At 51.9% G+C, this 14,177-nt stretch carries 14 protein-coding genes, 2 tRNA genes, 1 rRNA gene and 1 other annotated feature; all 17 genes read left to right on the top strand.

From position 1 onward, the window contains the following. Positions 1-25: 25 nt before the first annotated feature. Complete coding sequence (nudC, locus tag OCV63_RS14050; protein ID WP_158364870.1) at positions 26-868, top strand: NAD(+) diphosphatase; 843 nt, start codon at positions 26-28, stop codon at positions 866-868. Positions 869-1,040: 172 nt separating this feature from the next. After that, positions 1,041-1,113 (top strand) — tRNA-Val (locus OCV63_RS14045). 5 nt (positions 1,114-1,118) lie between these two features. After that, positions 1,119-1,192: transfer RNA gene (locus tag OCV63_RS14040), tRNA-Met, on the top strand. Between the two features lie 357 nt (positions 1,193-1,549). Beyond that, positions 1,550-2,044 carry a DNA-deoxyinosine glycosylase gene (locus OCV63_RS14035; RefSeq protein WP_158364868.1) on the top strand — a complete coding sequence of 165 codons (495 nt, stop codon included), beginning with the start codon at positions 1,550-1,552 and terminating at the stop codon, positions 2,042-2,044. A 41-nt stretch (positions 2,045-2,085) separates the two neighbouring features. Further along, positions 2,086-2,628, top strand: coding sequence for a 2-C-methyl-D-erythritol 2,4-cyclodiphosphate synthase (gene ispF / locus OCV63_RS14030; protein WP_158364866.1), 543 nt, complete (start codon positions 2,086-2,088; stop codon positions 2,626-2,628). Positions 2,629-2,768: 140 nt separating this feature from the next. Next, on the top strand, positions 2,769-3,623 hold the full coding sequence (locus OCV63_RS14025; RefSeq protein ID WP_158364864.1) for a GNAT family N-acetyltransferase: 855 nt from the start codon (positions 2,769-2,771) through the stop codon (positions 3,621-3,623). Between the two features lie 249 nt (positions 3,624-3,872). Continuing rightward, positions 3,873-4,116, top strand: a binding site (T-box leader). Between the two features lie 57 nt (positions 4,117-4,173). Next, complete coding sequence (epsC, locus tag OCV63_RS14020) at positions 4,174-4,887, top strand: serine O-acetyltransferase EpsC (protein ID WP_158364862.1); 714 nt, start codon at positions 4,174-4,176, stop codon at positions 4,885-4,887. Next, complete coding sequence (gene cysS, locus OCV63_RS14015) at positions 4,874-6,280, top strand: cysteine--tRNA ligase (RefSeq protein ID WP_158364860.1); 1,407 nt, start codon at positions 4,874-4,876, stop codon at positions 6,278-6,280. Before epsC ends, cysS begins: the two co-directional genes overlap by 14 nt. Continuing rightward, positions 6,265-6,696 carry a Mini-ribonuclease 3 gene (locus OCV63_RS14010; protein WP_158364858.1) on the top strand — a complete coding sequence of 144 codons (432 nt, stop codon included), beginning with the start codon at positions 6,265-6,267 and terminating at the stop codon, positions 6,694-6,696. The genes cysS and OCV63_RS14010 overlap by 16 nt, the downstream gene beginning before the upstream one ends. A gap of 4 nt (positions 6,697-6,700) precedes the next feature. Beyond that, the gene (gene rlmB, locus OCV63_RS14005; protein ID WP_158364856.1) at positions 6,701-7,444 is read left to right on the top strand and encodes a 23S rRNA (guanosine(2251)-2'-O)-methyltransferase RlmB; all 744 of its coding nucleotides are present in this window, start codon (positions 6,701-6,703) and stop codon (positions 7,442-7,444) included. 3 nt (positions 7,445-7,447) lie between these two features. Further along, positions 7,448-8,029: a sigma-70 family RNA polymerase sigma factor gene (locus OCV63_RS14000; RefSeq protein ID WP_158364854.1), complete on the top strand. Its 582-nt coding sequence runs from the start codon at positions 7,448-7,450 to the stop codon at positions 8,027-8,029. A 67-nt stretch (positions 8,030-8,096) separates the two neighbouring features. Further along, positions 8,097-9,701: a VanZ family protein gene (locus OCV63_RS13995; RefSeq protein WP_158364852.1), complete on the top strand. Its 1,605-nt coding sequence runs from the start codon at positions 8,097-8,099 to the stop codon at positions 9,699-9,701. A 246-nt stretch (positions 9,702-9,947) separates the two neighbouring features. Then, complete coding sequence (locus tag OCV63_RS13990; RefSeq protein WP_158364850.1) at positions 9,948-11,171, top strand: S1C family serine protease; 1,224 nt, start codon at positions 9,948-9,950, stop codon at positions 11,169-11,171. A gap of 101 nt (positions 11,172-11,272) precedes the next feature. After that, positions 11,273-11,950 (top strand): response regulator transcription factor, encoded by a 678-nt coding sequence (locus OCV63_RS13985; RefSeq protein ID WP_158364848.1) that lies wholly within the window; start codon positions 11,273-11,275, stop codon positions 11,948-11,950. A 2-nt stretch (positions 11,951-11,952) separates the two neighbouring features. Continuing rightward, positions 11,953-13,428 (top strand): sensor histidine kinase, encoded by a 1,476-nt coding sequence (locus OCV63_RS13980; protein WP_158364846.1) that lies wholly within the window; start codon positions 11,953-11,955, stop codon positions 13,426-13,428. A 17-nt stretch (positions 13,429-13,445) separates the two neighbouring features. Further along, positions 13,446-13,721, top strand: coding sequence for an acylphosphatase (locus tag OCV63_RS13975; RefSeq protein ID WP_158364844.1), 276 nt, complete (start codon positions 13,446-13,448; stop codon positions 13,719-13,721). A gap of 384 nt (positions 13,722-14,105) precedes the next feature. Beyond that, positions 14,106-14,177 (top strand): 16S ribosomal RNA (locus OCV63_RS13970); the annotation flags it as partial.

The raw sequence follows: 14,177 nt of genomic DNA, 5'->3' as shown, positions 1-14,177 counted from the left end.
GCGGGGTTTTTAAAAGGAGTTACAGATGATACAGGATATCGCACCGCATATCTATCACAACGAATATCACCCGGAGAAGCCGGACGCCGACAGCTATCTCATGTATTTTGAGAAGCATAACGCACTGGCGAACTGGGATGGAGAAGAGATTACATTTCCCAGATTCCGGGATTTTCCGGAGGTGAAGACAGCGCTTTCGGAGAATATCATTTATCTGTTCACGGTGGATGATAAAAGATTTTATCTGGCGAAGGAGCTGGCTCTGCCGGAACGTAAAGGATTCCGCCTGGAGAGTAACCGAAGATTCCGGGACGCCCAGCCTCAGTGGCTGTCCTTTGCGGGAATCACCGGCTATCAGCTCTGGCACTGGTATGACGTCCGCAGGTACTGCGGCCACTGTGGCAGCCCCATGGTGCATGACACGAAGGAGCGTATGATGCGCTGCCCGGACTGCGGCCAGATGGAATACCCGAAGATTTCCCCGGCGGTTATCGTGGGCATCTTACATAACGGAAAACTTTTGATGTCAAAGTATGCGGGCCGGGATAACATCACCTACTACGCGCTGATTGCGGGCTTCACCGAGATTGGTGAGAGCATTGAAGAGACCATTCGCCGGGAGGTCATGGAGGAAGTGGGCCTGAAGGTCAAAAACATCCGCTATTACAAGAGCCAGCCCTGGTCCTTCTCCGAGACCGTGCTGATGGGCTTCTTTGTGGATCTGGAGGGCGACGATGAGACCATCACCCTGGACACCGAGGAGCTGGCCACCGCCGAGTGGTTCACCAGAGAGGACGCGCCGCCCCAGCCTCTGAACATCAGCCTGACCAGTGAGATGATCTGGCAGTTTAAGAACGGGAAGGTGTGAAAAAGCACCTTTCCCGTAAAAAATAAGGTCAAAAAACCCAGTATTTATGCGGCTTTTGGAGATTCTGAAAAGAAAATGAAAAAAAGTTGAAAAAAGTGCTTGACTTTTCTTCGGTTGTAAGGTTATAATAAGCAAGTCGGTTGGGACAGCAAGTCAAAACCGAGAACAAAATGGGATCTTAGCTCAGCTGGGAGAGCATCTGCCTTACAAGCAGAGGGTCATAGGTTCGAGCCCTATAGGTCCCATTTATGGCGAGGTAGCTCAGTTGGCTAGAGCATGCGGTTCATACCCGCAGTGTCGGGGGTTCAAATCCCTTCCTCGCTACTAAGATTCAGACCCAAGAGTTGAAAAGCTCTTGGGTCTTTTGTTTATGGAATAGGAAATTCCGATAGAATTCCCTATTCCATAAAAGCAAGCAGAGCTTGCAAAGATGCGCACTCGGCGCAGTGGTAGATGGTTGCTGAAGCAACCGCGCCTCGGCGCGAGAATGTGCCAATGGCACATTCTTTTTCATGAAAATGATTGCAATAGGATTGGAAGCTGGTATAAAATCAGGGAAGTGAAAACTTCTCTGATTTTTGCTTGGCGATCATAAATGATGAAAAATAAGGCATATTGTTTTCAGAGCCTGGATGTACTATAATACTGGCTAAGAGAAAAAGACAGGATACGGTGAATGATATGGAACAGGTACAGCATGAGATCCCGCCGCTCTACGATGAGCATTCGAAAATTTTGATTCTGGGCAGCTTCCCGTCGGTCAAATCCCGGGAAGGACATTTCTTCTACAATCATCCACAGAATCGATTCTGGCGGGTTCTGGCAGCTGTGACGGGGCAGGAGACGCCGGGGACGATTCCTGAGAAGAAAAAGTTCCTGCTGGGGAACGGCATCGCCCTCTGGGACGTGATTGCCAGCTGCGAGATCGAGGGTTCCAGCGACAGCAGCATCCGGAACGTGGTGCCGAACGATATCCGGCCTATTTTGGAGACAGCGGATATCCGGCAGATCTACGTGAATGGAGGTACAGCGGAGAAGCTTTATAAGAAATACATGTTCCCGGCGACGGGACGGACAGCGGTGCGTTTACCGTCCACCAGCCCGGCCAACGCGGCCTGTTCGCTGGAGAAGCTGATCGAGCAGTGGAAAGTGATTGGCGCGAGTTTAAACAAATAAAAAGAAAACCGGGCAGAGGTTCCCGGAGAAAGAGGTATAACATGCGGGTAGGAATGGGATATGACGTACACAGACTGGTGGAGGACCGGAAGCTGATCCTGGGCGGCGTGGAGATCCCCTATGAGAAAGGACTTTTAGGCCACTCCGACGCGGACGTGCTGCTCCATGCGATCATGGACGCCCTTTTAGGCGCGGCGGCCCTGGGCGACATCGGCAAGCATTTCCCGGATACGGATCCGGCTTATAAGGGAATCTCCAGTATCCGGCTTCTGGAGCATGTGGGAAAGCTTCTGGAGGAGGAAGATTATGTGGTGGGCAATATCGACGCCACCATCATTGCCCAGCGGCCGAAAATGGCGCCTCATATTCCGAAGATGCGGGCCAATGTGGCGAAGGCGCTGCAGATCGAGGAAAGCCAGATTAACATCAAGGCCACCACGGAAGAGGGCCTCGGCTTTACCGGCACCGGCGAGGGTATTTCCTCTCAGGCCATCTGTGCGCTGATTCCGGTGGCGAATTACGCCTATGAAGATGTGATGCAGATTCCGAACGGCTGTCCGGGCTGTGGCGGCTGTCAGAAGTAAAGATATAAAATTACAAAGTGAAATCTATAAAAGGTTACGTTGATGGAACTTTAAAATCTTAAGTTCATTCTTTTGCAGAAAGCATCGATAGAATTAAGAAAAAATATTTGGAAAACAGATATGTAGATGAGGTGAACGGCATGAAACAGCATAAACTGGAAAATTTGACGATTCATTATCTGACGGACGCAGAGCGGATACGCTCCCGGGCTCTTTATGACGAAGTGTTTGTGGAGGATGCGGACGCATTTTCCGAGCTTTATTATCAAATCAAAGCACAGGACAACCAAATCCTGGTGGCAGAGGACAACGGCGCAATCGTCTCCATGCTGCACCGGAATCCTTATACCTTTCGGTTTCGTGGTACGTCCATTCCGGCGGAGTATATCGTAGCGGTGGCCACCAAAGTCACGTACCGCCATCAGGGCCTGATGCGGGAACTGCTCACAAAAGCTCTGCGGGATATGTACGCCGACGGCCGCCCCTTCACCTTCCTAATGCCCGCTGACGAGGCCATCTATACGCCCTTTGACTTCCGCCTCATGGGAAATGACGACGAGGAGAGCCTGGTGACCCGGAAACCTGAAGAGCTGGCCGAGGAATACGACCTGTTCGTGGAAAAGGATGCGCAGTATCAGAAACGTCACATTGAATGGCCGGAATGGGAGAGCACGCCCATGATGCTGCGTCTGGTGGACGTCGAAAAGTTCGTGGAGCGCATCGGCGCGGAGAAACCCCAGAGTCTGATACTTCATATTACCGATCCGATTCTGCCGGAAAATGATAGTGTGTTTGACTGGAATTTCACGGAGGAGGGAAGTCAGCTCACCAGAAGCGACGCAGAGCCGGAGATTACCATTTCCATCGCGGATCTGGGCAGCTTTCTCTTTGGCATGCTGGGCGCGGAGGAGCTTCCGGGCATTACGAAGACCGTTTTTCAGAAGCTGGAGCAGGTACGGGTAGTGGACGGTGTTTATATCAATGAGCTGGTTTAAAACTGTCTTAAAATAAAAACAGGAATATTTCCTGAAATCAGTCGCAAAGACTTGACAAAAGCGATATTTTTGCATATCCTATAACAAGAAGCATTTGTAAGTATATAATACAGCCTGAAGCATTTACTGCTGAAGGCGTAAGAAAGTGATTCAGGAGTGCAAAATCCCATCGGCGAAGCCGATTTTAAATGGATTTTGCCTCGTAACTGTGAAGGAACTGAACAGTTACGAGTAATTGAAAAAATATGATCAAAGGCGAAGAACGGAAAAGTAATCCGCTTCCAAAGCGTCAGAGAGAAGTTGTCATCGGCTGCGAGCAGCTTTCGTGGGAGGAACGGACGAAGTGCATCCGGGAGCTGATCCGGTGAACAGGCGGCCAGGAGAAACGAAAAGCCTGCAGCCGGGTACGGAAGTCCGCACGTTACGCGGAAAAAGGGAAAAGGCCAAAGTGCCTTTTAAAAAGAGTGGAACCGCGGATTCTTTCGTCTCTTCGCAGGAGAGGAAAGGATCCTTTTTTATTCCATTTTGAGAACAGTAAAAGGGGAGCAGCATGGGAATCATAAAGTATATCAACGAAGAAATCCAGGTGATACGGGAGAGGGATCCGGCTATCAAGACCTCGGCCGAGGTGCTTCTGTACCCCTGTTTCTGGGCCATCCTGAATTACCGGGTGGCGCATAAGCTGTACAAAAGCGGACATTATTTCTGGGCCAGATGGATTTCCCAGCGTTCCAGAAGAAAGACGGGGATCGAGATTCACCCGGGAGCTACGATAGGAAAAGGACTGTTTATCGACCATGGCTCCGGCGTCATCATCGGTGAGACCGCCATCATCGGCGATAACGTGACCCTTTACCAGGGCGTGACCTTAGGCGGAACCGGTAAGGAGCAGGGCAAGCGTCATCCCACCCTGGAGGACAACGTCATGGTCAGTGCAGGAGCGAAGATCCTGGGATCCTTTACCATCGGCGAGAATTCCAAGATTGGCGCAGGCTCGGTGGTTTTAAAGGAAGTGCCGCCCAACTGCACCGTGGTGGGCGTGCCCGGACGCATCGTCAAGCAGGACAATGTGAAGGTGCCCAGAAGCGACATGGATCAGGTGAACCTGCCCGACCCGGTTATGGAGGAGCTTCTGGCGCTCCGAAAGGAAAACGCCGATTTGAACCGGCAGCTTGAGGTGCTGGAAGAAAAAGAACGACAGAAAGCAGCCAAAAAGGCTGAAAAGAAAAAAGAGAAAAAGGAGAAAAAATATGAAGCTGTATAATACATTGACAAAGAGTAAAGAAGAATTCGTCCCCTTGGAGGAAGGCAAGGTAAAAATGTATGTATGCGGCCCTACCGTATACAATTTCATCCACATCGGCAATGCCCGTCCGATGATTGTATTCGACACGGTGCGCCGCTATCTGGAGTACAAGGGCTATGAGGTAAACTACGTATCCAACTTCACAGACGTGGACGACAAGATTATCAAGAAGGCCATCGAAGAGGGCGTGCCCGCAAACGAGATTTCCGAGCGTTATATCGCGGAATGCAAAAAGGATATGGCTGACATGAACGTAAAGCCGGCCACCACCCATCCTCTGGCGACCCAGGAGATTCCGGGCATGATTGAGATGATTCGGGATCTGATTGACAAGGGCTATGCTTACGCAGTGAACGGGACCGTATACTTCCGCACCCGTAAATTCGGCCCCTATGGCAAGCTGTCCCACAAGAACCTGGACGACTTAAGAAGCGGTAACCGTTCTCTTCTGGTCTCTGGTGAAAATGAAAAAGAGGATCCGCTGGATTTCGTACTCTGGAAGCCGAAGAAGGAGGGCGAGCCTGCCTGGGAGTCACCCTGGGGCGAGGGCCGTCCGGGCTGGCATATCGAGTGCTCTGTCATGTCCAAGAAGTATCTGGGCGAGCAGATTGATATCCACGCAGGCGGCGAGGATCTGATTTTCCCGCACCATGAAAATGAGATTGCCCAGAGCGAGGCCTGCAACGGCAAGGAATTCGCCCATTACTGGCTGCACAATGCCTTCCTGAACATTGACAACCGCAAGATGTCCAAGTCCCTGGGCAACTTCTTTACCGTAAGAGAGATTACTGAGAAATACGATCCGCAGGTGCTCCGTTTCTTCATGCTGAGCGCTCACTATAGAAGTCCCTTAAACTTCAGCGCCGATCTGATGCAGTCTTCCAAGACCAGCCTGGATCGAATTCTGACCGCAGCGGACAACCTGAAGCATCTGATTGCCAACGCCAAGGATGACAGCATGACTGAGAGCGAGACTGCTCACTACGACGCTACCGAGGAGTATGTGAAGAAATTTGACGAAGCCATGGATGACGACTTCAATACGGCGGATGCCATTGCGGCCATCTTTGAGCTGGTAAAATACCTGAATACCCACACAAGCGCAGAGAACAGCAAGTCTTATCTGCAGAAGTGCCTGGATCGTCTGAAGACATTGTGCGATATTCTGGGGCTGGTGGTAGATAAGAAGGAAGAGCTTCTGGACGCGGACATCGAGACTCTGATTGCGGAGCGTCAGCAGGCGAGAAAAGAGAAAAACTTTGCGCGGGCAGACGAAATCCGTGCCGAGCTTCTGGAGAAGGGTATCGTTCTGGAGGATACCCGCGAGGGCGTAAAATGGAAAAGAGCATAATGGATCTGATGGCAGGCGTCAAAGAAACCTGGGAACTTCCGGAGGTGGATGTCCGGACCTACTCCCCGCTGGTGCTGGCCTATATCGGCGACGCGGTCTATGAGGTGGTGGTTCGTTCCCTTCTGGTGGGACGGGGCAACGCCCAGGCCAACCGGCTTCATAAGGAGGCAAGCACCCTGGTGAACGCAGGAGCCCAGTCCGCGTCCCTGGAGCGCATCAAGGAAGAGCTGACAGAGGAGGAAATGCAGGTCTTTAAGCGGGGCCGCAACGCCAATTCCGCCACCATGGCCAAGCATGCTACCATGTCGGATTACCGCCGGGCCACAGGCTTCGAGGCGCTGATGGGCTATCTGTATCTGACGGGCCGCACAGAGCGGATCCTGGAACTGGCAAAAAAGGGATTAGAAGAGGATTGAATGTATGAATTACGAAGAACTGACCATAGAGGGAAGAAATGCGGTACTGGAGGCCTTTCGTTCCGGTAAGACCATCGACAAGCTGTTTGTTCAGGACGGCTGTCAGGACGGAAGCATCAACACCATTAAAAGAGAAGCAAGAAAACACGATACCATCGTCAATTTTGTGACAAAAGAGCGCTTGGATCAGATGTCCTCCACCGGCCATCACCAGGGCGTCATTGCCCAGGCTGCGGCCTACGATTACAGTACGGTGGACGAAATGCTGGCGGCTGCCCGGGAGAAGGGGGAGGATCCCTTCCTGATTCTTCTGGACGATATCGAGGATCCCCATAACCTGGGAGCTATTATCCGTACAGCAAACCTGGCAGGCGCACATGGGGTCATTATTCCCAAGCGCCGGGCGGCAGGCCTGACGGCAGTGGTGGCCAGAGCCTCAGCGGGAGCTATCAACTACACACCTGTGGCGAAGGTTACCAACCTGACCAACACCATCAAGGAGCTGAAGGAGCAGGGGCTGTGGTTTGTCTGCGCCGATATGGGCGGCGAGACCATGTACGACCTGAACCTGACCGGCCCCATCGGCCTGGTTATCGGAAATGAGGGCGAGGGCGTCAGCCGTCTGGTGCGGGAGTCCTGCGACTTCATCGCCTCCGTTCCCATGAAAGGAAATATCGATTCCCTGAATGCCTCCGTGGCGACAGGTGTGCTGGCCTACGAGATCGTACGGCAGAGGATGAAAAAATAATTCATGACAAAACCAGAAGAACGCACAGACGAAGATCTGATGGCGGGTATCCGCGCCGGAGAGCAGGAATGTATGGACGTGCTGATTGAACGGTACAAGGGTCAGGTCCGCAAAGAGGCCCGGACTCTGTATCTGATCGGCGGCGACAGCGACGATCTGATTCAGGAGGGGATGCTGGGGCTTTTTAAGGCCATCCGGGATTACCGGCTGGAGCGGGAGGCTTCCTTTGGCTCCTTTGCGAAGCTCTGTATCTCCCGGCAGATCTATACCGCCATCCAGGCGGCGTCCCGGCAGAAGCACAGCCCCTTAAACACCTATGTGGAGCTGACAGAGGAGCTGGGCGACGTTTCGGACAGCCATCAGGGGAAGAGTCCGGAGGAGCTGCTCATCGACCAGGAATCGGCGGAGAGCCTGCAGGAGCGGATTGAAGCGCTCTTAAGCCCCATGGAGTATGATATTTTGCAGCGGTATCTGAACGGGACGAATTATGTGCAGATCGCGGAAAGCATGGAGAAGAGCCCGAAGTCCATCGACAATGCGCTGCAGAGAATCCGCAGAAAAATTAAGAAATTTATTCTGAAATAAAAGTCCGCTTTTGCGACAGGACATGCTATACTTATCTTAGTAAACGAAAGAGAAAGGAAGGGATTTTTTGGCAGAATACTTCGGAAGTAGTAAGCCCTATGTTCTGATGGCGCTTATCGTATATATGATTTACCGGGTGTTACTCCGGGTACTCTATCGAAATGGAAGAATGCGGGTGCCGGTGGTCCATGAGGTGGGGATGGCTTTGCTTGCCTGGTGGCTGCTGACCCTGTTTTCCGCGTCGGTGAGCCCGGCCCTTGGTTTTTCCCTGAAGCCCTCATTTCCGGGGATGAACCTGATCCCTGTATACGGAACCATCCGGATGGTAAAGGAGAGCGGCGTGGGAGCTCTGTTCGGGGCTTTTTTGAAATACGTTCCCATCGGTTTTCTGGTGCCATTTCTGTTCCGCAGGAGCCGGAATCCGGGCAAGGTGCTGTCCCTGTGCGGGAGCGCGGCAATTTTTATCGAGGTGTTTCAGCTCTTTATGCCGTCCATGGCCGTGCGGCTGGATGATATTCTTTGGGCGCTCTTTGGCGGATTCTCAGGCTATTTTCTGTTCGGCCTTCTGTGCATGAATATCACAGGCATCGAGCGGATGGCCACCGTGAAGCGTTCCCGGGGACGTCAGGTGCCGGCTCCGGTGCGTCTGGAGCTGGAACTCGTCTTCCTTCTGATGCTGCTGCCGGTGATGGTGCAGGGCACACGTCTGGAAATGGCCCGGGTGCAGGAGGTACGCGCCCAGGAGGAGCAGCAGGCGAAGGCAGCCGCAGAGGCGAAGAAGGCGGCGGAAGAGGCCGAAGCACAGCGTCTGGCTGAAGAAGAAGCAAAACAGTTGAAAGTGGCAGACAGTATGCCGGAACTTTCTGTGGAAGCCGGAGCAGCGGTCCTGTATTCGGTGGACGACGATTTGATTCTCTATGAGAAGGCGGAAATCGATCAGGAGACACCGGCCAGCACCACGAAATTGATGACGGCTTTGACGGTATTGAAGTATTGCGATCCGACGGAGAAGCTGACAACAGGGGAGGAGATTACCCGCATCAGCGACCAGGCGTCCAACGCCAGCCTGAAAGAGGGAACCACCGGAACCGTGGAGACCTTTCTGGGAGCCATGCTGATTCCTTCCGGAAATGACGCGGCTTACGCGCTGGCCACGTACACCGGACGGAAGATTCTGGGCAAGGACAGCGCGTCGGTGGACGAGGCCTTGCAGGCTTTTCTGGATGCGGAAAAGGATCTGGCTGCAGAACTGAATCTGGAGAATTCCAATTTTCTGACGCCCGATGGCGACCAGGCGGACGGCCAGTACAGCTGCGCCCGGGATATGATTCGGATTGCCAGAGAGTGTCTGAAAAATGACACCATCAGGAAGCTCTGCGGCGCGAAATCCTACCGGGGCCTCTTCGACAACCTGGATCTGACCTATAAGAATACCAACGAGCTGATTCAACCCTCCAGCGAGTGTTATTACGAGGGAGCCATCGGTATGAAGACCGGCAGCTTCAACGATGTAAAATGCCTGGTGGCGGCCGCGGAGATCGACGGTAAGACCTATATCGCAGTGCTGATGCAGGACGGGGATCCGGGACGGTATCAGGACGCGAAGACCTTATTTGATTATGTGGCGGGCGACTCCGGGGATGGCGGAGAGGATATGCCGGCGGAAGAATAATGAAATCAAAAGTATGTGACAGCCCGGAGGCACGTGAGTGTTTCCGGGCTGTATTTATGCCGTAAAGCATTGGAAAAGGGCTGGCAAAACGGATGCGAATTGGACTTACAGATAATGGAAAATAAAACACAGAAAAAACACAGGAATACCACATTTACTTCATAAAAACACCACAATTGCATCACAGCTTTTTTCTATAATGACCTCATCAAATAAAAGCAAACCTGATTTGAGGAGGTCTTAAATATGAGAAACATGAAAAAAGGTACAAAATTCGTGGCGACAGCCCTTGCGTTCGGCGTGCTGGCAAGCACCGCTTTCCAGGGCAGTAATTATCTGTATCACAAGGCGAATGGCGGTACGGTGACGGCCACCGATAAGGCAGAGCTGAACATCGCGAACGCAGTCAGCAGCAACGCATCCAATTCCGGCAGTTCAGATACAGAAAGCGCTGGCAGTGTATCCGCTATCGCCCAGGCGGCGATGCCGTCTCTGGTAGCGATTACCAATAAGAGTGTCCGGGAGATGCAGAGTATGTTTGGTCAGTCCCAGGCTTATGAGAGCGAGAGCAGTGGCTCCGGCATCATCATCGGCAAGACGGATACGGAGCTTCTGATGGTCACTAACAATCACGTAGTCAGCGGCGCGCAGGACCTGAGCATGGGCTTCGTGGATGAAAGCGTGGCAGAGGCTACTGTGAAGGGAACGGACGCGGATCATGATATTGCGGTGATTGCAGTGAAGTTAAGTGATTTATCCGAGGATACCCTTTCCGCTATCAAAGTCATTGAAATCGGCAGTTCCTCCGACCTGGAGGTGGGCGAGCAGGTGGTAGCCATCGGCAATGCATTGGGGTATGGTCAGTCTGTAACAACTGGTATTGTCAGCGCCCTGAACCGCGAGGTCACCATTGACAATACGACCAATACCCTGATTCAGACGGATGCGGCAATTAACCCGGGCAACAGCGGCGGCGCGCTTCTGAATATGTCTGGACAGTTAGTCGGAATTAACTCTGCGAAGTACTCCGATACGACTGTAGAGGGTATGGGTTACGCGATTCCGGTGGATGATGTGGTGGATATTATCGAGAATCTGATGAACCGTCAGGTGAGAACCGAGAAAGCGGCCGAAGGGCAGCAGGGCTACCTGGGAGTCAGCGGCCAGGATGTGACCAGCGAGGTGGCCCAGGCTTATGATATGCCGAAGGGCGTCTATATCACCACAGTAGAGTCCGGCAGCGCGGCGGAACAGGCCGGCCTTCAGAAGGGCGATATTATTACAAAATTTGACGGAACCAGCGTCTCCGCCCTGTCTGAGCTGCGGGAACAGATTTCTTACTATAAGGCGGGCGAGCAGGTGGAAATCACCTACAACACCCAGGAAAACGGCGCCTATGTGGAAAAGACCGCGACGGTAACGCTGGGTGAGAAGCAGACCACCGAAACAAAGACGGAGATGCGCAGATAAACTGTATTTTTCACAAAAATACCATATTTTCCTGTTATAATAGGCAGAAATCAAGTATAATAGAGATAATTTCTGTAATAGAACGAGGCAGGAGGGTACAGATGGATAAATTAAAAATTCTGGTAGTGGACGACGAGAGCAGAATGCGGAAGCTGGTCCGGGATTTCCTGGTTAAGCAGAATTTCGAGGTGCTGGAAGCCGGGGACGGCGCGGAGGCTCTGGATATCTTTTTCGGCACAGAGGACATCGCCCTGATCATTCTGGATGTGATGATGCCAAAGATGGACGGCTGGCAGACCTGCCGGGAGATCCGGGCCTATTCCAAAGTGCCGATCATCATGCTGACGGCCAAATCCGACGAACGGGATGAACTGCAGGGCTTCGACCTGGGTGTAGATGAGTATATCTCCAAGCCTTTCAGCCCGAAGATTCTGGTGGCCCGGGTGGAGGCAATTCTCCGGCGGACCAATAGCCGCAGCGCGGATCAGGTGCTGGAGGCGGGCGGTATCTCCTTGGACAAGGCGGCCCATATTGTCATGGTGGACGGCAGGCAGCTGGAGCTGAGCTTCAAGGAATTTGAGCTGCTGGCCTATTTTATGGAAAATCAGGGAATCGCCCTTTCCAGAGAAAAGATATTGAACAATGTCTGGAATTACGATTATTTCGGCGACGCCAGAACCATTGATACCCATGTGAAAAAGCTGCGGAGCAAGCTGGGGGACAAGGGCGACATGATCAAGACCATCTGGGGCATGGGATATAAGTTCGAGGTGGCATAAATATGAAACATTCGATTAAACGGCAGATGGCCGGCATCTTTATCAGTGTGCTGGCCGCTGCCTTCCTGTGTGTAGGGCTGATCAATGCCTTTTTCCTGAAAGATTATTATATGTCCGAGAAAAAGAAGGCGGTAGTCAGCGCCTACGAGGCTTTAAATCAGGGCGTCAGCGGTGGTCTTACCAACGATGATGATTTCAAGGCCAGCATGGAACTGATTTGCAATACGGACAATATCTCCATCTTTGTCATGGACAACAGCGGCGAACCGAAGCTGGCCACCAACCGGGATTATCAGATCCTGCAAAAAAAGCTGTATAGCTATATTTTTGAGGCAGACACCCAGAATTCCATGGTGCTGGATAAGACGGACAGTTATACGATCCTGGAGAGCCGGGAACCATTTTCCCAGGCGGATTATCTGGAGATCGTGGGGACACTGGATTCGGGCGATCCCTTTATTATGCAGACGGCCATTGAGAGCATCCGGGACAGCGCGGCCATTTCCAATCAGTTCTTCCTCTATGTGGCGCTGACGGCCATGGCCTTCGGCTCTCTGCTGATCTGGTGGCTGTCCAGGCGGATTTCCGAGCCCCTGCTGGAGCTGACGGATATCTCCAGGCGTATGGCGGAGCTGGATTTCAACGCCAAGTTTACTTCCGGGATCGACAATGAGATCGGTGTGTTGGGCGAGTATATGAATGAAATGTCCGAGAACCTGGAGAAGACCATCTCGGAACTGAAGACGGCCAATAACGAGCTGCAGCGGGATATCGAGCAGAAGACTCAGATTGACGAGATGCGCAAGGAATTCCTCTCCAATGTGTCCCATGAGCTGAAGACGCCCATCGCCCTGATTCAGGGCTATGCGGAGGGCTTAAAGGAGTGCATCAACGACGATGCCGAGAGCCGGGACTTCTACTGCGAGGTCATCATGGACGAGGCCCGGAAGATGAACACGATGGTGAAAAACCTGCTGTCTCTGAACCAATTGGAATTTGGCAACGATGTGGTCACTATGGAACGGTTCGATATTGTTTCACTTATCCGAAATGTTTTGAATTCCTCGAAAATTCTTATGGAGCAGAAGGACATCCATCTGATTTTCAAGGAGGAGGAGCCGATCCATGTGTGGGCCGACGAGTTTAAGGTAGAGGAAGTTGTGACGAACTATATCAGCAATGCCATCAACCACTGTGACTTTGATAAGGTCATTGAGGTGAAGCTTCAGCGGAAAAATGAGCTGGTGCGGGTATCTGTCTTTAATACCGGCAAACCGATTCCGGAAGAGGATCTGGATAAGGTCTGGATCAAATTCTTTAAAGTGGACAAGGCCCGGATCCGGGAGTACGGCGGCAGCGGCATCGGCCTGTCCATCGTCAAGGCCATTATGGATTCCCTGCACCGGGAGTGCGGTGTGCGCAACTATGATAATGGCGTGGAGTTCTGGTTTGAGCTGGACGCCAAGGTGCAGGCGTAAGAGAGGGGTATTTTTATATGATAAGAAAACACATATACTTCTCAGGCCGTGTTCAGGGCGTGGGTTTCCGCTATCAGGCGGCGTACTATGCCAGAAGCCTGGGGCTCACCGGCTGGGTACGCAACCTTTCCGATGGGCGGGTAGAGATGGAAATTCAGGGGCGGGAGCCCCTGATTACCCAGCTGATACTGACCCTGAAGAACCAGCCATACATTCGCATTGAAGGCATCGAATACCAGGAAATCCCCGTAGAATCAGGGGAAACCAAGTTCAGTACCCGCTTCAGCTATTGAAATTGTAGCTACTGTAGAAAAAGTTTTAAAAATTTTGAAAAAAGGTGTTGACATTCTCTTGCACCCGTGATAAAGTATAGAAGCTGTCGCGAGGGACAGCGGTTCACTTCAAAGCGAAGCAAAGAACTTGAAAAACTTCTTCAAAAAAAGTTAAAAAAGTTCTTGACAAGCGAGAATGAATGTGATAAGATAATCAAGTCGCTTCGGTGAGGCGACAATGATAAATCAAAACGAACCTTGATAACTGAACAGTGTAAACCTTGAAAATTCTAAGAGAATGAATTCAAGAACAGTTCGATTCTTAGTAATAAGAGCGAACACCTTTTAACAGTAATACGGGAAAGAAATTGCTAGTTGTGATTTCTGGACCGGATTCAAACACTTAAACATGAGAGTTTGATCCTGGCTCAGGATGAACGCTGGCGGCGTGCTTAACACATGCAAGTCGAACGAAGC

Source organism: Laedolimicola ammoniilytica (assembly GCF_025567165.1).
Lineage (GTDB): Bacteria > Bacillota > Clostridia > Lachnospirales > Lachnospiraceae > Laedolimicola > Laedolimicola ammoniilytica.
This window is presented reverse-complemented; position numbering and strand designations above follow the sequence as displayed.

What these genes read in the sequence shown, in the direction of transcription:
- nudC (WP_158364870.1), top strand. Translation starts at nt 26, where the DNA reads ATGATACAGGATATCGCACCGCATATCTATCACAACGAATATCACCCG.
- OCV63_RS14035 (WP_158364868.1), top strand. Translation starts at nt 1,550, where the DNA reads ATGGAACAGGTACAGCATGAGATCCCGCCGCTCTACGATGAGCATTCG.
- ispF (WP_158364866.1), top strand. Translation starts at nt 2,086, where the DNA reads ATGCGGGTAGGAATGGGATATGACGTACACAGACTGGTGGAGGACCGG.
- OCV63_RS14025 (WP_158364864.1), top strand. Translation starts at nt 2,769, where the DNA reads ATGAAACAGCATAAACTGGAAAATTTGACGATTCATTATCTGACGGAC.
- epsC (WP_158364862.1), top strand. Translation starts at nt 4,174, where the DNA reads ATGGGAATCATAAAGTATATCAACGAAGAAATCCAGGTGATACGGGAG.
- cysS (WP_158364860.1), top strand. Translation starts at nt 4,874, where the DNA reads ATGAAGCTGTATAATACATTGACAAAGAGTAAAGAAGAATTCGTCCCC.
- OCV63_RS14010 (WP_158364858.1), top strand. Translation starts at nt 6,265, where the DNA reads ATGGAAAAGAGCATAATGGATCTGATGGCAGGCGTCAAAGAAACCTGG.
- rlmB (WP_158364856.1), top strand. Translation starts at nt 6,701, where the DNA reads ATGAATTACGAAGAACTGACCATAGAGGGAAGAAATGCGGTACTGGAG.
- OCV63_RS14000 (WP_158364854.1), top strand. Translation starts at nt 7,448, where the DNA reads ATGACAAAACCAGAAGAACGCACAGACGAAGATCTGATGGCGGGTATC.
- OCV63_RS13990 (WP_158364850.1), top strand. Translation starts at nt 9,948, where the DNA reads ATGAGAAACATGAAAAAAGGTACAAAATTCGTGGCGACAGCCCTTGCG.
- OCV63_RS13985 (WP_158364848.1), top strand. Translation starts at nt 11,273, where the DNA reads ATGGATAAATTAAAAATTCTGGTAGTGGACGACGAGAGCAGAATGCGG.
- OCV63_RS13980 (WP_158364846.1), top strand. Translation starts at nt 11,953, where the DNA reads ATGAAACATTCGATTAAACGGCAGATGGCCGGCATCTTTATCAGTGTG.
- OCV63_RS13975 (WP_158364844.1), top strand. Translation starts at nt 13,446, where the DNA reads ATGATAAGAAAACACATATACTTCTCAGGCCGTGTTCAGGGCGTGGGT.